Source organism: Paenibacillus albiflavus (genome assembly GCF_004344915.1).
Taxonomy (GTDB): domain Bacteria; phylum Bacillota; class Bacilli; order Paenibacillales; family NBRC-103111; genus Paenibacillus_AM; species Paenibacillus_AM albiflavus.
On record NZ_SKFG01000001.1, the window covers coordinates 278,320 to 297,824 of the forward strand.

General features: G+C 41.0%; 7 protein-coding genes. 2 read left to right on the forward strand and 5 right to left on the reverse strand.

The annotated features are described in order from the left end of the window. Positions 1-64 precede the first annotated feature (64 nt). The 4 genes from E0485_RS01420 to E0485_RS01435 all read right to left on the reverse strand — a co-directional run bounded on the left by E0485_RS01420 (position 65) and on the right by E0485_RS01435 (position 15,022). Complete coding sequence (locus tag E0485_RS01420; protein ID WP_132415798.1) at positions 65-10,981, reverse strand: non-ribosomal peptide synthetase; 10,917 nt, start codon at positions 10,979-10,981, stop codon at positions 65-67. Positions 10,982-11,308: 327 nt separating this feature from the next. Beyond that, positions 11,309-11,872: a hypothetical protein gene (locus E0485_RS01425; protein ID WP_132415800.1), complete on the reverse strand. Its 564-nt coding sequence runs from the start codon at positions 11,870-11,872 to the stop codon at positions 11,309-11,311. Positions 11,873-12,010: 138 nt separating this feature from the next. Continuing rightward, the gene (locus E0485_RS01430; RefSeq protein WP_132415802.1) at positions 12,011-12,724 is read right to left on the reverse strand and encodes a uracil-DNA glycosylase; all 714 of its coding nucleotides are present in this window, start codon (positions 12,722-12,724) and stop codon (positions 12,011-12,013) included. Further along, on the reverse strand, positions 12,725-15,022 hold the full coding sequence (locus tag E0485_RS01435) for a type IA DNA topoisomerase (RefSeq protein WP_132415804.1): 2,298 nt from the start codon (positions 15,020-15,022) through the stop codon (positions 12,725-12,727). It lies immediately after the preceding gene. Between the two features lie 362 nt (positions 15,023-15,384). Here E0485_RS01435 and E0485_RS01440 point away from each other — a divergent pair, with 362 nt between their 5' ends. Continuing rightward, the gene (locus tag E0485_RS01440; RefSeq protein ID WP_132415806.1) at positions 15,385-17,472 is read left to right on the forward strand and encodes a HelD family protein; all 2,088 of its coding nucleotides are present in this window, start codon (positions 15,385-15,387) and stop codon (positions 17,470-17,472) included. A 93-nt stretch (positions 17,473-17,565) separates the two neighbouring features. Here the strand turns inward: E0485_RS01440 and E0485_RS01445 are convergent, their stop codons facing one another. Next, complete coding sequence (locus E0485_RS01445) at positions 17,566-18,081, reverse strand: glutathione peroxidase (RefSeq protein WP_132415808.1); 516 nt, start codon at positions 18,079-18,081, stop codon at positions 17,566-17,568. Between the two features lie 235 nt (positions 18,082-18,316). Here E0485_RS01445 and E0485_RS01450 point away from each other — a divergent pair, with 235 nt between their 5' ends. Beyond that, positions 18,317-19,489 carry a M20 family metallopeptidase gene (locus E0485_RS01450; RefSeq protein WP_132415810.1) on the forward strand — a complete coding sequence of 391 codons (1,173 nt, stop codon included), beginning with the start codon at positions 18,317-18,319 and terminating at the stop codon, positions 19,487-19,489. Positions 19,490-19,505 lie beyond the last annotated feature (16 nt).

Genomic DNA, 19,505 nt, shown 5'->3' on the forward strand with positions numbered 1-19,505 from the left:
AGGCCCGCAACAAATTTTTCGTTGCTCTGGCCTCATTGAACTGAAACCTTAACACTTGCCCATTTTAGAATGTAAACCCTTGAACTTTTTCATCGGCTATTCTTTGTAGTTTATCTTTATCTTTAATAATAACTTCGCCTGGAGTTGCATCTTCAAGGATATCATCCATATCACTCAGTGGTTTATACTTGATCCCGATTATGCTCCAGACTAATAATACGGCTCCGGCAAGTAATAGACTAAGTCTCATTTCGCGGCCTGCACCCGGCCCTAAAATCAAGTTTACAATTGGGGAATCAAATACACTGGATGTCAGTACAGTCTTGAATACATTATCGGCTAATACACCTGCGACAATATAGCTGACCGGTGCTAATAGAGCTACCAACATACGATTCACCGCAAATACACGTCCTTGCAACTCCAGTCCAACCTTCACCTGGATGAGTGACTGCCAATGAATATTCGTAATCGTTATAGACAAAGAGGATACGAACAAAGCAATCGCTCCATAAATAGGCAATGGTTGTATTCCTGCAATCATAATGGAGATGGCTAATGGAATGACAAAACCAACCATCCCTTTTGCTCTCTTACTCATACCGCCAGTTATTAACATCGCTATAGCTCCGCAAAGAACACCGATTCCTGAAAATGCATTAAGAATTCCCAACGTGGTTGAATTCGTGAAAGAAAGGATGAGCGGCGTCATTGTAACCGTAAAAATGCTTAGTAAAAAGTTAACGACAACAAAGAAGACAACCATGGCAATCAAACTTTTTCTTCTCATGATAAAATTCCAACCACCCATTAACTCTTTCCGAATCGGTTCCTCTAATCTTGTAAACATGGTATTCGGAAATCTCAAAAAGAGCAAAACGATCACGGAGAGTCCAAATGTTATAAGATCAATAATAACAAGCCCCTGAAAGCCTATCGACTCCATAAATACGCCTCCGAAGATAGCTGCCAGTACGCCTCCGATTGCGACGGAAAATTGAGAAACACTATTTGCCTGCGGCAAGTACATCTTTGGCGTAATCTGCGTCACTGCTGCCATATACGCTGGCTGCCTGAAGCTGTTTGCAACAGATAAAACGATGGTAAAGACATAGACATGCCAAAGTTGAAGCTCATGAAACCCTAACAAGATAAGCAAACCTAAAGAACTTACTGTCGAAAGCAAGTCACTAATAATTAAAATGACCCGTCTGTCAAACCTGTCTACAATGGCACCTGCAAACGGAAGCACCAAAATGGTGGGAACCATTGCCATAAGAAACATCATGGCAAATTCCGATAGTGCATTGGTTTGATTGAAAACCCAGATCCCGGTCCCAAACGTCGATAAAATTGTACCTATTTCAGAAATGATCTGCACGAAGGCAACCATTAAAAACAATCTCATACTTGGAACGACTTTGTTTTTCGCTAAGGCATTCAACCTTACCCTGTTTTCTTTGCTTTCATTCGTTTTCTTGGTTTCATTCACTTGCTTGGTTTCAGATACCCTCGAAGATCGATCCTTCCATACGTCTATCTTCTCTTCAATAATATCTACAAGGTCCGCTACTTGATTTTTAAAGAAAAAATGTCCGGCATGCTCAATTGTTCGTAAATCCACATCGTCACTGAAGTATTCCCATTCCTTATATCTTTCCTGATAAAATTCCGTAGCTCGATCGCCCTCTCCAATGATGCATGTGATTGGCGCATGGAATTTCGTATTATTCTTATTGCTATAGTGCCTGGTATACCACTTGACGCATTCTTTTGCATCATGCTTCAAATTCCTAAGCACAAATTCTGTTTCATCGGAACTAAATTCACTGTTTAAACCACCAATCATTATCAACATGTCCCGATTGCCTTTGTCCGTCAACTGAGTAGGGAATATTTTTTCCCATATGTCGAAAAACTTATTGGTTATTCGCGGTGTCGGGAACATGGCTCCAACAACAACGCCATTCACCTGAATGCCCGCCTCTTCCAGTTTAGGAGCAAGAAGTACCGACATCGTGGCGCCCAGACAATGTCCATAAAGAACGACAGGTCCCTTCACCTTCTGTTTGATTTCCTCCAAGCAACGAGCCGCGCTCTCCTCGATAGAAGCCAATTCTTCATCGGGGCAGCTGTAGTCGTGGCCCGGAAGCTCAACGGCATATAGCGAGTAATTCTTCGGTAATGCGTTGGCTAAAGGTTGATACGAGATCGCGCTTCCTCCCCCGTAAGGAAAACAAATGAGGGAGACTACTTTATGTTTCTCATCAATCGGCTTGGTAAGCTCATGCAGCATCGTCCGATTCCCATCGTTTCCTGCACCTTTTGATTGGGATAAGTAAGCGACCAATTCGCGAATCGTTGAATTTTTAAACAGCTCCATGACTCCTAGGTTATTGCTAATACTTCTGACCAGCTTAATGGCTTTAAAAGAATCTCCACCTAAATCAAAGAAATCTTCATCAATGCCTATTTTCACAATTCCGAGTACGCCGGCCCAAATTTCAGCCATGTCCATTTCTTCTTTGTTCCTCGGCGCGACAAAGCCTTCATCCGAATCTCTTGACAGCAAATCAGGCGCAGGAAGTGCAAAGCGGTCAACCTTACCATTCGTATTTAGCGGGATCAACTCAAGCTGATCAAATTTAGCCGGAATCATGTATTGAGGAAGTTGTTTCTTTACATATTCCTTTATTCCCGCTTCGCTATATTTCTCCTCGCTGTGTGTCTTTGGAACAATGTACGCGAATATTCTATTTTCGCCCGCGCTATCCTCGCGAACCAGTACGACAGCATCTTGCACAGGAGGGTAACTCTTAATCGTAGCCTCGATTTCCCCGATTTCAATGCGGTAGCCTCTGATTTTTACCTGGTGGTCGATACGTCCTAAAAATTGTACATTTCCATCAGGCAGCCATTTAACAAGGTCTCCTGTTTTATACATCCTTTCCCCTGGGGCAAATGGATTTGCTACAAACTTTTCTTCTGTCAGCTCAAGATTATTGAGATAACCTCTTGCCAGTCCGTTTCCTGCTATACATAATTCCCCTGGTACCCCTACAGGCTGAGGATGATTGTCTTTGTCCAAGACGTACACACAATAATTGACTAGCGGACGACCAATTGGAATCGTGTTCAACTGATCCAGACGCGCTCGGTCAATCAGGAAGGCAGTCGAGTCCACGCAGCATTCAGTTGGTCCGTATATATTGGTGATCTCGGGTTTTCTTTCGCCGCAAAGTGTGAAGAAGTCCTTCACGGCTGAAACGGTCAATTCTTCCCCGCCGAATATAAAATGCTTGACGGTCATCTCTTTTATTATTTCTCTGTTATCGCTCAAGATCAATTTCAAATGAGACGGTGTTCCGTCTGAAACATCGATTGCGTGATCAATGTAGTATTCTACCAGTTTTTCCCCTATGGTTCTGTAGTCTTCTGGGATAATATGCAGGCAGTCGCCTCGTAACAAACTGGCAAATATCTGCTTGACGGAAGCATCAAAAACATAATGTGCAACCAAAGCTACCTGTAATGGTCCGGTATATTGGTCATAAATGATTTTACCCAGCCCTGTAACAAGATTGATCACATTACCATGCTGGATCATCACGCCTTTTGGTCTGCCCGTTGAACCAGAAGTATAGATGACATAGACAAGATCATTCGGATGATTGACGATTTCTACATTCGTTTTATCACCTTGATACCATTGTTCGTCTTCTAAATCTAATACCATTCCCTCAAACTGTATCGTATGCATGAGATGTTTTTGTGTCAGCAACAGGGTAGTTTTACTATCCTCCAGCATATAGGTGATCCTGTCATTCGGATAGTCCGGTGAAATTGGCAAATAAGCTCCTCCGGCTTTTATAATGCCCATGATTCCAACCATCATCTCCACCGATCGATCCACCATGATTCCGACGATGGTATCCGGTTTTACACCTTTTCCGCGTAACACGCCTGCCAATTGATTGGCTTTCTCATTGAGTTCCCGGTAAGTTAATTTTCGATTTTCATATACGACTGCGATCTGATCCGGCGTCTTTTCAACTTGTTCCTCAAAGACTTCGCAGATCGTTTTATCCTGGGGATATGGTGCTTTCGTGTTATTAAAATCGACTACGACTTCCTTTTTTTCTTCCGCTGAAAGCATCTCGATTTTACACAGCTGTATATCCGGATTCTCTACTACTGCTTTGACGATATTCTGGAAATGCGCAATCATTCGTTCGATGGTTTCTCGCTTAAACAGCTTGGTGCAATACTCTAACTCGAAGCAGATTTCTTCGCCTTTTTCTTCCGCTCCTAGCGTGAGATCAAACTTGGAAACGCCTCTTTCAAATGGAAGCTGTTTAATTGTTACCCCATCCAGTTCCATGTCTTTCGTGTCCGTATTTTGCAGCACAAACATCGTGTCAAACAATGGATTTCTACTTAAATCTTTTCGTAGGTTTAGATTTTCCACCAATCGATCGAATTGAACATTTTGATGTTCATATGCGCATAAAGCCTTTTTCTTTACTTCCTGTAGAAAGCCAGCAAACGTTTTCGTTCTTCCAGGATAGTTTCGCATGGCAAGCGTGTTGACGAACATTCCTACCATATACTGCAGATCCGCATGCGGCCTGCCTGATATTGGTGAACCTACTACGATATTTTCTTGTCCGCTATACTTGGAAAGCAATACGTTGTAGGCGGACAGTAACATCATATACAAGGTGACTTCCTTCGTCTTGCATATGTGCTTTAGCTTTTCGGTTACATGCTTGTCCAGATGGAATCCGATGCTTTCTCCTTCAAAACTTTGAAAACTTGGCCTCGGATAATCAATAGGCAAATTCAATACAGGTATTTCATCACTGAATAGGTTTGTCCAATAGGCTTCTTGTTTTTTCATAGCCTCGGATTCTATCATTTTATGTTCCCAGGCAGAGTAATCCTTATACTGTATTTTCAGCTCTTCTAAAGCTTCACCTTTATACATCTTCGCGAGTTCCTCCAAAATAATACCCATGGAAGTACCGTCGGATATGATGTGATGCATATCCATCATAACCACATGCTTCTCTGCTGCAAGCCGAATTAGCTTCACCCTTAATAGCGGCGATTTTTCTAAATCAAAAGGTTTAACGAATTTTTTCGCCTCAGAGGTGATCATCGCTTCTGAATCTAAGTTTAGCTCTTCGTATTCCACGCTAAATGCAATCGTTTCATCAATTTTCTGCTTGATTTCTCCCTCTTCCAATTCAAAGCAAGTTCTAAAGACTTCATGTCTTTGCACAAGCTTAGAAAAGCTTTCCGATAACTTCTCTCGATCCAATTTTCCGTCAAAAACGAACATATACGGGATATTGTAACTGATTTCTTCCTTCGCGAACTGATTTAAAGCAAACAATCTCTTTTGAGCCGAGGAAACTTCATAACGTTCCCTTTCTTCCACAGCTTCGATCGATGAATATTCAGCTTCCTTGGTATTCCCCACATACTCTGCCAATTGCCTTACCGTTGGGTTTTTAAATATTTCATCTACAGATATTTCAACAAGTAAGTCTCTTTGTACAATGGCTGCCATTTTTATGGCCTTTAGAGAATGTCCTCCCATGAAAAAGAAGTTATCATTTATTCCTACTACATCTACATGAAGTACTTCCTGCCATATTTCTGCCAATTTTTCTTCTGTTTCGTTTCTCGGTGCTTCATATTCTGTTCCTGTTTCCATACTTCCATCAGGTTCGGGCAACGCCTTCCTGTCAACCTTACCGTTTGGTGTCAACGGAAATTTGTCCAATTGTACAAAATAGGATGGAATCATGTAATCCGGTAATACCTTCGATAAGTATACTCTTAGCTCGCCTACCGTTAGTTCTTTATCTCCTACAATGTATGCACAGAGGTACTTGCTGCCGCCTTCCCCTCTTGCTACGACGACTGCTTCCATGACATTTGGATAACAAAGCAGCTGGCTTTCTATCTCTCCCAGTTCGATCCTGAAGCCCCGTATCTTTACCTGGTGATCGATCCGTCCCAAATATTCTACGTTGCCATCAGGCAGCCATCTTGCCAAGTCTCCTGTTCGGTACATTTTAGTTCCCGCTACGAAAGGGTTGGAAACAAACTTCTCTGCCGTCAGCTCCGGTCTGTTTAGATACCCTGTTCCTAAACTGTCACCCGCGATACACAGTTCTCCTGGTTGTCCAATGGTAAGCAACTGATCATCTTTATTGACTATATACAGTTTTACGTTATCAATGGGTTTACCTATCGGTATCATTTCTATATTTCTTATCTGTTCATTCGGTATTCTGTAAGATGTCGCTATATCCGTACACTCTGTCGGGCCATAGGTATTGACGATTTCTGCCTGATAGTACGGCGTATTGATCCAGCTTAACAATTTAGGGATATTGATGGGTTCCCCGCCTAAGAATACCCGCTTCAAATGCCTTAATTCACGATAGTCCGATGTTGTATCCACAAGGATTTGAAATGCACTCGGCGTACAATTCACGATCGTGACTTTTTGCTCGTCCATCAGGGAAAGAACATTTTTGTAGCTGTAAATCTTTTCTGGAAGTACGATCAGCCTTCCCCCTTTGATGAGGGACGCGTAAAGGTTCTTTTGCGCTAGATCAAAACCTACAGGTGCGATTAAGAGAATGTTATCGCTTTCATTTATTTCAAAATCCCTTGTAAACCAGTTCATAAGGTTCGTAAAAGAATCGGCTCTTACCATGGCGCCCTTTGGATTCCCAGTAGAACCTGAGGTATAGATCAGGTACATCTGCCGATCCGGACGATACTTGAGATTCAAATTTTCTACGGATTGTTCGGACGCTTCTACTATTTTTTCTATCCCTACTACTTGTATACCCAAACCTTCCGTCTGCTTACGGCAGCTCTCCTGTGTCAACAATATGCCTGCGCCGCTATCCTTCAGCATATATTCAATTCGATCTGATGGGTATTGCGTATCGATAGGAAGGTAAGTTCCGCCGGCCTTCAGTACGCCAAGTATACCGATGAGAAGTTCAGCAGATCTGGAAATTAAAATACCGACGATCTTATTCTCTTCGATTCCCTCATCTCGGAGCGTTCTTGCAACCTGATTCGCCTTGTTATTTAACTCCCTGTAAGTAAGTTCCTTATCTTCAAATACAATGGCTATATGATCCGGTGTCCTTTCTACTTGCTCCTCAAACAATTCATGAATAGATTTGCCACTTGGATACTCTGTATAGGTGTCATTGAATTTATGCAGCAGCTGATGTCTCTCATCCTCAGTAAGCATATCGATGTCGAGTAGTTTGATTTCCGGATTCTCTGTTACTACCTTAACGATATTGATAAAATGTTGAACGACTCTTTCTATGGTCTCCCGCTTAAATAGCTTAGTACAATATTCTAAATTAAAACGTATTTCTTCTCCTACTTCTTCTGCTTCCAACGTCATATCAATCTTGGATACTTTTCCTCTATACGCATATTCTCTTATGCTTATATTTTCAAGTTCCATTTCTTTCGTATCCGTATTTTGCAGCACAAGCATCGTATCAAACAACGGATTCCTACTTACATCTTTTCTTAGATTTAGTGCTTCTACCAACCGATCAAACGGATAATCCTGATTTTCATAGGCACTGAGTGCATTTTGCTTGACCTCTCCTAAAAAATCAGCAAAGCTTTTCTTTCCTTCAGGATAGTTTCTTAGAGCTAAGGTATTGACAAACATACCCATAACTCCCTGTAAATCATCATGGGATCTGCCTGCTGTCGCCGAACCTACGACTATATCTTCCTGTCCACTGTATTTGGCTAGCAAGATATTGTAGGCGGACAATAAAGTCATGTACAAGGTTGCTCCACTATCCTTGCCTACTTTCTTCAGCTTTTCCGTTAGATTCTTGTTTAATCGAAAGCCGATACTTTCCCCTTCAAAGCTTTGGAGAGCGGGTCTTGGCTCATCCATTGGCAAGTCTAATACCGGTACGCCATCACGAAATAGCTCTGTCCAATATTTTTCCTGCTTTTTCATGGCCTCGGATTTCAGCAAGTTATGTTCCCAGGCAGAATAATCCTTATACTTTACACTTAGCTCTTTTAGGCTTTCACCTCTATACAGTTTTGTGAACTCCTCCATAAAAATACTCATGGAAGTACCGTCAGATATGATGTGATGCATGTCGAACATAAACAAGTGTTTTTCTGCCGCAAGTCGAATAAGCTTCACTCTTAGAAGAGGCGCTTTTGATAAATCAAAAGGTTTTACGAATTTCTCTACTTCATCCTTCATCATTTCTTCTGAATCTGTGTTTATTTCTTCGTACGCAAACTTACATTCAACCGTTTGGTGAATTCTTTGCATAATTTCTCCAGCTTCCAATTCAAAGGAAGTTCTGAAGGCTTCATGTCTTTGCACAAGCTTACTCAACGTCTCTTCAACTTTATTTCTGTCCAGTTCGCCTTCCAAAAGCAGGATGAACGGTAGATTATAATGGATCTCCTGTTTTGAAAACTGATGTAAAGCATACATCCTTTTTTGAGCGGAGGATACCTCGTAAAGTTCTTTTTCCTCTACAACTTCTATAGGTGAATAGACAGCTTCTTCCGTTTTCCCTATATATTCTCCCAGCACTCTTACAGTCGGATGGCTCAATATTTTCCCTACAGATAGATCGGCATTTAGCTCTCTTTGGATCATGAACGCAATTTTGATCGCCTTTAATGAATGTCCGCCCAAAGTGAAGAAATCATCATTGATTCCAATCCGATCTACTTCTAATACTTCACTCCATATTTTCACAAGCTTTTCTTCTACTTCATTTGTTGGAGCGACATATTCCACGCCTGTATCGATTTCTCCGTCCGATTCTGGCAGTGCTTTTCGATTTATTTTACCATTTGCCGTTATAGGCATTTTTTCTATTTGCATAAAATGGGTCGGTATCATAAAGCTTGGCAAGCTTTGAGACAAGGTTTTTCTTAACTCTGGTACTATTATCTCTTCTTCGGATACCATATAGGCGCATAAGTACTTATTTCCTTGTCCATCCTGTCGATCCACCACAACTGCCTGCTTGATTCCTTCATATTTCAGCAACTGGCTTTCGATTTCTCCAAGTTCGATTCGATAGCCCCTTATTTTCACCTGACTATCGATCCTGCCCAGAAATTCTATGTTGCCATTAGTCAGCCATCTTCCTAAATCTCCTGTTTTATATAGGTATGTGCCTGTTTCAAAAGTATTTTCTATAAATTTGTCCTTACTTAAAGTTTCATTATTTAAATACCCTCTTGACATGCCGCTGCCTGATAAACATATTTCTCCTGGAACGCCTATTGGCTGAAGATTATTATGATGATCCACAATATAAATCTTTGTGTTGTATATTGGTTTTCCAATCGGTATATTTTTATATTCCTGATCGATCTTAAAGACTGTCGATACAACCGTATACTCTGTCGGTCCATAGTTATTGTGTATCTCATAGCTCTTAATCTCTGTATATCTGAGTATATCGGCTCCCGTTATTAATTTTCGTAACGAATGATTTTCCAATCTTATGAATTGTTCACACATTTGAGTCGGTATGAAGCCTATTGATATTTCGTTCTCATGGTAGTACTCATTTAACTTATTGACATCAAGTTTCAATTCGTCACTAAGGATATGTATGGAAGCACCGCATATAAGGTAGGGGAATATTTCCATCACAGAAGCATCAAAACCAGCTCCTGCATATTTTGCTGATCGATCAGATTCGTCTACCTCATAATAATCATTATGCCAAATGCATAAATTCACTAAGCTTGAATGTTCGACCATAACTCCCTTTGGCCTTCCCGTGGACCCGGAGGTATATATCACATAAGCTAATGCATTTGGGCTATTTATACTTGTTAAATTTCCTCCTTCCGATGAATATCCTTCTTCATTGTTCAGGTCGATGATTTCTCCCGTAAAATCTATTTCGGGCAAATCCTTTTGCGTAAGTAATATGCTTGTTCCGCTGTCTTCAAGCATATATTGTATCCTTTCCTTAGGATAATTGGTGTCTATAGGCAGGAAACCTCCACCCGCTTTTACCGTTGCCAATATTCCGATCAGCATTTCAATCGATGGCTTTGCCATTACTCCTACAATGCTGTCCTGCACTACACCTTTATCCCTCAGCACCCTTGCCAATCGATTGGCCTTCTCATTCAGTTCTCTATAGGTTAATTTCTTATCTTCATAAACTGCTGCTAGGTTATCTGGTGTCTTTTCAACTTGATCCTCAAATAACGCAGATATCGTTTTATCTTTAGGGAATTCCATCTTGGTGTCATTGAAATCTACTAGAATTCTCTTCTTTTCTACATCTGAAAGCATATCTATTTCGCACAGTTTTAATTCTGGATTTTCCGTTACTTTTTTTAATATATTGATAAAATGTTCGCATTTTTGTTTAATTTCATTTTTCTCGAAACGACTTGTGTTAAATTCGATTCTTCCCTTTATTCCTTGCAAGATTTCACTAAATCTAATCCATATACCAAACTTAAGTTCTTTTAACAAAGGGATTTCCTTCAGCATAGTCACAGTATCAAAGATTACATCGTGATAAAGATCCGACTCATCGCCACTAATTGAAAATTCAGAAAATTCAGCGTATAATTTTATACTTGCACTTCTAAAAGTTTCATTTTCATTTATAACATTCTTAATAAGAGCATATCCGAATGGATTACTGCTATTTCCAGTTACAACTATATTTTCAATCCTATGTTCTTCTTCACGAGTATATTTAAACAATAAAGTTGTAAATGCAGTAAATAAAAGGTTGTTAACTGAAATCTTATCTTTATCAGCAATTGATTTTATTCTGTTTGTAAGCGAAGGATCGATAGTAAAATTCACGCTGTCTGGGGAGAAATCGATTTCTGTGCGACTCTCAATATAACTTCCTAAAGTAATACTTTCACTAAAAAATTTATTCACTGATATTTCACCATCCCAGACATTTTTTTAGAAATACAGACAATCTTTATTCTGCCTAATCCTATAAAATATGCACAAAATAGTATGACCACCTCCAATATGAACCTGAGTATGCTCTAATCTTATAGTATGAATACTCGATTATTTTGTCAATTTAAGTTTCAACTATAGATAATATTGACACTTATTGGTCGTTCTAAGCTATGTGGGCGTTCGTTAATATAAAAATGGACATAGCGAACTATGCCCTTGCGCAGTTCGCAAGGGTTTTCGATTGTCCAAAATTCATATTAATATTCCTCTTACTATCATTTCCTATACCTGTTGTTAAGCTGACATGGATCGTGATCTTTTCATTCTGCGCTTACCCAAGTATTTCTGCAAACAACCCCGATAGACTTCATTTAGAACTGGCGCCTGCTCAATATCCTGGGGTGTGACGAATACAGGCTCTTTTGGACTGATCGCAACGCCGTTCTCCTTCAGGATCGTTGCTACAAACTGCGAACAGAAATAAGCACGTTCTCGATTAATTTGTATATTAAAAAGAACACCAAATAAACCTAGTAAATTGTATTTATATAATTCTTTATTTCTCTCTATTTCGTTAATATGCGATCGAATCTGCTCATATGTATCTGAACTAACCGTGCAACAGTATAGCGCACATTCACAGCTTTTAAACAGTTCGCTATTCAAATCTTCTTTTACAAAACCAGCTAGAAGCGGATTGCTTATTTTTTTGCGGCCAAAGCTGTATACTTCTGTCAGCTCTTGATCGAACGCAATTGAGGCATGATTTAGCTCAGCCCCTGTGAATACACGAATTAATTTTGTAAAAAGCGTCCCAGTGTCAGTTAGCAATACATAAATATGGCGTGTTTCTTGCACTTCAACCATCCTCCATATATTACGTTAATGTATACCTTAATCATACAGGGGCAAATATACGAATTAAACGCACTTAAGATGGAGTCAGAAGCACGACTTAAGTCTAGTAACACTGGTAATAGGATTAAGCCCCTCAAACTAACCCAGCCAATTGATATCGCTCATAGTAGATTTAAAGCAATCCGATTTTAAGAAATCATCCTCATACTTCTCACTGCACATCATGGGATGTCTGGATTCCTTGAGAACTCCAGACCGAAGAAACTGCTTATTCGCTATCGCCTCTTTGCCCCACAAGAACCATACCAAGTCTGGTCTAACAATTGAAATATAAGCTAATACTTGCTCAGAGAAGTCAGTCCATAGTGCTTTATGACTATTCGGTTTGCCAACTTCACAAGTAAAAGACGTATTCAAAAACAGGACCCCTTGCTGTTCCAATGATTGAAACCATTCTACAGGATGCAGTATGGGAAATTCGCCCTGTTTGATAAATCCTTGTATTTCCTTAAATCCCTTAATATCCGAGTATTCATGTATATCATTGTAAGTCTTATGAATAAGTCTGACGATATTCTTAAGCGATACTTGGCGAAACGTCGAGTTCCAATCTGTCAGTCCGCCAACTTCGAATGATCTTCCCGTTGCTACTCCCTCAGCAGGATAAACATCCTGCCCTAGCCATACGACCTTTACCTTATCCAAATCTATAGTCATAAATCGTAAAATCACATCAGGTCTAGTCGGATTAATATTAGGACCTAGTTTACTTTCAATATCACTTAATAAACGAATCATACCATTGTTTAGAAAATTTTTCCATGAGGAATGTATATTTTGCGGAATAAGCATCTAGCGCCCCTCTCCAATCTGTACTTCGATCTTTCCTGTGTTCTTATCGATCATTACGATTCGTCCATCGGTTGAAGTTCCATCTTCATTCTTCATCTTTAGCTTAGCTGTTTCGCCTTTTGTAATCAGAGCCTTCACTTGCGTATCTGTTAAGGTACGTCCACAGCTTTCTTTCCAAATCACAAATCCGCAGCCGGATTTATAATGCGAACATCCGTAACCCTTTTTGCCTAAGAAAATCGAACCACCACAGCCCTCTCTTGGACAAGTCCCGATAATGGTTACACCGCCGTTTGCTTGTAATTGCGAATCAGCCTTAGTCTTGGCACTTGCACGAGTCTTCGTCTGTCCTTGTTTAGAGCTGCTGCTTGAAGCTGACGTTTTACCTTTCGTCCTCGACTTGGCATCGTCATTGCCCTTGCCCGTACGACTCTGCTCGCCAAAATCCGCTTGAGATGCACTGGACTGCGCTTTGACTTTGTCCACAATGAACCATGCAAATCGCTTGACCTGTTGAATGAACGCTTGATCCGTTGCATCACCTCTTGCGATCTGATTCAGCCTGTGTTCCCATTGACCCGTCATTTCAGGTGATGTGAGCAGCTCCACGCCTGCACTGCGTATCAAATCGATCGCCGTACGACCTTTTTGCGTAATCATAAGTCGCTTGCCTTGTGCTTCGATATACCCAACCGTCTTTAGACGCTCAATTGTTGCTGCGCGAGTTGCAGGTGTTCCGAGTCCTGAATCTTTCATGACATCGCGAAGCTCTTCGTCCTCTACATTCTTACCAGCACTCTCCATCGCCTTAAGTAATGTGCCTTCAGTATAATACTTCGGAGGTTGAGTCTGCTTCTCTTTAATTTCAGCGTTAAAACAATGCGAAGGATCGCCTTGAATAACAGAGAACGGCTCGGATACTTCGGTCTCCTCTTCCTCTTCTTCCTCCTGCTTGTCATTCTTCGCCTTACGTTTGGAAGCTTGCTTCTCATGCTGAAGATCCTCGTAAATCACCTTCCAACCTTTGTCAAGGAGCTCCTTCACGTTCGTCTTGAACGTTTCTCCACTCACTTCGGTCAGCACAGTATGTACCTTATACTGCGCAGGCGGATAGAATTGGGATATAAACCGACGAATAATGAGATCGAACAATTTATGCTCATCTGCTGATAAATTGGATGCTCTTCGACCAGTCGGCATGATCGCATGGTGATCCTCAACCTTGGCTGGATTACAGATTGCTTTATTGTTCTTATGAACGATCGAACGATCCGCACCTTTAACTAATGAATCATAGCTTGTTCCTTGCAGCGATGATAAAACTTTATGCATCTCAGGAATATTCGCCTCATTCACATAGTTCGAGTTTGTCCGTGGATAGGTGATCACTTTATGTTTCTCGTAAAGAGCTTGCGCAATATCTAATGTCTTTTTGGCTGAGAATCCGTACCTCGCATTCCCATCACGCTGCAATAATGTCAGATCGTACAACTTGAACGGATACTCCCGTGTATCCTTCACTTCATATTCACGAACGAACCCTGTTTTGTTATTTACTTTATTAAAAAGTTCCTCAGCCTTCTCCTTGTCCGTTAACCGATCACCTTGCCATATTCCACGATACTCCGTCTCATGCTGCTTGAAATAAGCTTCCAGATCGTAGAACACGAGTGAATCGAATGATTCGATCAGCTTTGTTCTTTCATATAACAACGCAAGAACTGGCGTTTGCACACGTCCAACGGATAGTAATGTGTTATGCTTTGTCGTGAATGCGCGAGAACCATTCATACCGATAAGCCAATCTGCTTCGCTTCTTGCCCTAGCTGCACTCGTTAAATTCGCAAATTCCGCACCTTCTCGTAACTCTGCAAATCCACGCTTAATCGTTTCAGGTGTTAAGTCCGAAATCCAAAGACGTTTAACTGGCTGTGTAAGCTTCAAATATCGCGTAATCAAAGCAAAAATATGTTGACCTTCCCGCCCTGCGTCACATGCGTTAACGAGGGAGTCACAGCGTTTGGCAAGCTCACCAATAATTTGAAGTTGATCTTTCGTCTTGGGGTTCGGAATTAATCGAAATTCCTCAGGAATAATTGGCAAATGGTTAATATTCCATTTTTTGTATTTATCATCATAGACATCTGGCTCCGCGAGTCCAATGAGATGTCCAATTGCCCACGTAATGATATAAGTTTCGCCTTCTAGATACGTACGTTTATTCACAGCTCGCGGTTCTATCGCTGCTGCAATATTGCGCCCCATATCAGGTTTCTCGGCGATGACTAGAACTTTCATAGAATCGTAAATCCTCCCTACCGTGTCTCTTGCAAGAAGAAACGGTCTCACTGTCCTTATAGGACGGTGTACACTTGTAACCTTTATTATACCGAACCTCTCATGCAAAAAGATAGAATCCTAAATGAATATGATCGCATTGCCCTATACAAAAAACAATGTCAGTTGCTTCCAATCTGTATTAATGATATAATTTATCTCTTTCACACAGAAGAAATGGTTTCACCGTCTTTAAGGACGGATGCATTTCTCGTGGTATTACTTGGGATTTATGAGACGAAAGTTATAAATTCCATAATACAAAATAATTTACATGCTTTCGAAACGTTAACGTTCGATAAGCCCTTAGGAGGTAACTGAGCTTGGATACACAGATTCAAAGTGCCTATCAAGAGGAACTAAGTAAGCTTGAGCAAGTCAATGCGATTATTGATGAGCAGTTAGAAATTCTTCAGAAGTTCCCGCGTTATCATGGGCCAGATGTTACCGAGCAGTTGCTCGAATCCCATCGTGAGGTGACGAGACAATCGCTTGCAATTGCAACTGTAGAACCTTACTTTGGTCGACTTGATTTTCAAGAATCGGGTACAGATCAAATTAAACCGCTCTATATTGGCAAAACAGGTGTACAGCACGATGTTGCTGGAGAGCCACTCGTGATTGATTGGCGTGCACCAATTGCAAGTCTGTTCTACTCCTTTACTGGTGGCGATGATCTAGCATCCTATGACTCCCCTGAAGGATTAATTGAAGGATTGGTCTATCTGAAGCGTAATATGGTTATTCGTAAAACGATTCTGCAACGAGTTGTAGATACGTATAACCGAGCATCCGATAACTTAGCTGTAACCGATGAATTCCTCCTTTACCGCTTAGGTGAAAACAAAGATAATCGCTTGCGCGACATCGTTTCCACCATTCAAGCAGAGCAAGACCAGATTATTCGTTCAGCAAAGAATACAGCTCTTATTATTCAAGGCGTTGCAGGCAGCGGTAAAACGACGGTTGCTTTGCATCGATTAGCTTTTTTGCTTTACCAGTATCGAGAGAACATCAAGGCAGAACGAATGATCATTTTCGCCCCGAACAGTATGTTCTTAGATTATATTTCTGGAGTATTGCCTGAACTTGGCGTTGGGAATATTCAGCAAACGACTTTTGCCGATTGGGCATTGCAGCAGCTAGAGCATGAAGTTTCGCTTAAAGATTCAACGGATGCGCTTGAATATTGGTTCGCCGTTGGACCGAAACGTCCACAGATCGATGATCTTGCACCAGGCAGAGCCAAAGGCTCCATTCAGTTTAAGAATAAGCTTCATGCGTATCTAGTGAAATATGAAGAGCAATTCGTTCCTTCAGGAAATTATGAAGCTTGGAGCGGTTGTGTTCTACAAGAGACGATGATCAGAGATTGGTTCTCGACAGAATATAAGCATTATCCACTAATGAAGCGATATGACCGCGTCGTTGCACGTATTAAACGTTGGCTCGAAATGCAGCTTGATCGTGCGCCGTCTGCCAATATGCGCAAGGAGCTAAAGAAGAGTGCCAGCGCCAAACTTCGTGCATATTTGAAAAAATGGCCTGTTCACACACCATTTACCTTATATAAAGAATTCCTTGGCGATGCCGCCACGTTTAAGAAAAAGCAAGTAGATGTTGAAGATCTAGCACCACTGGTTTATATCCTGGCTTACTTCAATGGCATTGAAAGCAGTGATAAATTTGACCATACGGTGATTGATGAAGCACAGGATTTCTCACCGTTCCAGGTTGCATTACTTGGGCAATATACATCTAATCAATCCTTTACGATACTTGGTGATCTTTCTCAAGGAATCCACGCGTATCAAGGTATACATCATTGGGACGAGTTCCGTGTTCTCTTCCCAGAAGAACAGTTCGGTTATTACGAATTAACCAGAAGCTATCGATCAACGATGGAAATTATTCATTACGCCAATGCCATTCTAGCTAGTATAGGTTCATCCACTACGCTTGCAGTTCCTGTCTTCCGAAGCGGCGAACCTGTCAAGGTGGCACAAATTGCAGCCGTTGATCGAGCAAGCAAACTGCTCCAAATCGTGGATCAACTACGTACTCGAGATAATGACACCATTGCATTCATTGCACGAACAGCGAAGGAATGTCTCACATTACATGCTGAGTTAAGTAAGGCTGGGCTTGAAGTAAGCCTGATCTTACCGAAGAACAAACAATATGCCGGTGGTATTTCCATATTACCGATCTATATGGCTAAAGGTCTTGAATTCGACGCTGTCATCCTCATGAACGTGGACCAAGCGAATTATGAACAGCATACAAATGATGCCAAGCTGCTCTATGTGGGATGCACACGTGCTCTACATGAATTGATCGTTATCCACCAAGATACCCCTTCGCCATTAATCGATCAAATACCGAGAGAATTGTATCAGCAGTTGTCATAAAGTCTATATAAACAAAAACAGCAATTAAAGATTACTTCCCGTAATCCTTAATTGCTGTTCTCCACTTATACGATTTCTTAATGATAATTATATTTAAATTCCCTCATTTCCTGATTCAATAATATCCATACTGAATAAATCTTTCTCTAATACTTGTCTCAATTCTAATGCTTCAGGGGCAATATTGCTTACAAAACGTTTGAGAATGGTTCCATCACGTGAAATGAGGAATTTCTCAAAATTCCACTTCACCTCGGTTGTTTCAGGTGCCTGATCGATCAAAAACGAGTAAAGTGGATGTTTATCTTGTCCGACGATATTGATCTTTTGGAAAATATCAAACTTCACACCATATTTGGATAAACAAAAATTAATAATTTCTTCCATCGAACCTGGTTCTTGCCCTCCAAAGTCATTGCACGGGAAGGCCAATATTGCAAATCCCATTCCTTTATATTGTTCATACAATTTTTGTAAACCTACATATTGATGGGCATAACCGCAATTGGAAGCAACATTAACGAGCAACAGAGTTTTACCGGAATATTCCTCCAACGTCGTTTCTTCCCCATCTGATTTCGTAACTGTAATATCGTATAAACGTTCCATGATACCTCCCCATTAACATGATGTATTTACGTCATCATAGCATATTATGTTTAAAATTTCAGTTAATTTCGACAAATTTGTCATTAATTTAACATAATTCTGTATGTGTTTTAATGGAAAATGGCGCCTATGGTTCTTATCTTGCGATTCAGTGGTGGTTACTGTAAGAATCAGTTACAATAGAGCTATTGTTTGTCACGAAAACATTATTTTACAATAAGGGGGTACTCCTTGAATGAAACAAACGATACACGCCACCATTGATTCTCATACTGCTAGATTCAAAGAAATCTCTCGATTTATTGGCGACAATCCCGAGCTTGGGCATGAAGAAGTTCTTGCTAGTAAGCGTTTAACGGAGGAATTAGAGTATCATGGATTCGTAGTTGAACGTGCCATTCTTGATATTCCAACTTCGTTTCTAGCAACCTATCAATCAGCTAAGCCTGGTCCTACTATTGCTTTCATGGCGGAATACGATGCGCTTCCTGAGCTTGGCCACGCTTGTGGTCATCACCTCATCTGTATGATGAGTATTGGAGCTGCAGTTGGTCTGAAGTCCGTTATTGATGAAATCGGCGGCACGATACGTATTTATGGAACTCCTGCTGAAGAAACCAAAGGTGCAAAGGTTCCGATGGCAGCTGCTGGCCTATTCAACGATGTCGACGCGGCTATGATGGCTCACCCTTATTATACATATGAACAATCAGGAGAATCACTTGCGATGGATGCGATTCAGTTCGAGTATTCAGGCAAGCCTGCGCATGCTGCTGCAAGTCCATATGAGGGAATTAACGCGCTTGACGCAGTGATTCAGTTATTCAATTCCATCAACGCATTAAGACAGCAGCTAAAGAGCCATGCTCGGATTCACGGCATCATCACAGAAGGTGGTAAAGCTGCGAACATCATTCCAGATTACGCCGTAGCCCAATTCTATGTACGTTCAGGATCCCGTGCTTACACGGATGAAGTCGTTCGTAAAGTGCTTGATTGCGCCAAAGGTGCCGCTTTGCAAACGGGCTGTACATTACAAACAAGCAATTATGAATACTCCTATGATGAACTGCTAACTAACCGCACGTTGTCCGACACCTTTAATCGTAATCTGTATGAAGCTGGTATACGACCCGAAGATATTCAATCTGGCAAGGATCATGGCTCGCTTGACCTCGGGAACGTATCCATTCATTGTCCAACGATCCATCCTTATATGAAAGTAATAGATGCCAAACATTTGCTTCATACGAAGGAGTTCCGTGATCTCGCTATGGAAGAACAGGCCCTAGATGCAATGATATTCACTGCCAAAATGCTTGCTTCCACCGCATATGATGTCATTACGGATCCTGATCTTCTGCAAGCGATCAAGGATGAGTTCAACAGCAGTATACAAGCTAACTAACAGTTGAATCATATAC

Coding starts and splice junctions, on each gene's coding strand:
- E0485_RS01450 (WP_132415810.1), top strand. CDS start 18,317: ATGAAACAAACGATACACGCCACCATTGATTCTCATACTGCTAGATTC.
- E0485_RS01430 (WP_132415802.1), bottom strand. CDS start 12,724: ATGCTTATTCCGCAAAATATACATTCCTCATGGAAAAATTTTCTAAAC.
- E0485_RS01445 (WP_132415808.1), bottom strand. CDS start 18,081: ATGGAACGTTTATACGATATTACAGTTACGAAATCAGATGGGGAAGAA.
- E0485_RS01435 (WP_132415804.1), bottom strand. CDS start 15,022: ATGAAAGTTCTAGTCATCGCCGAGAAACCTGATATGGGGCGCAATATT.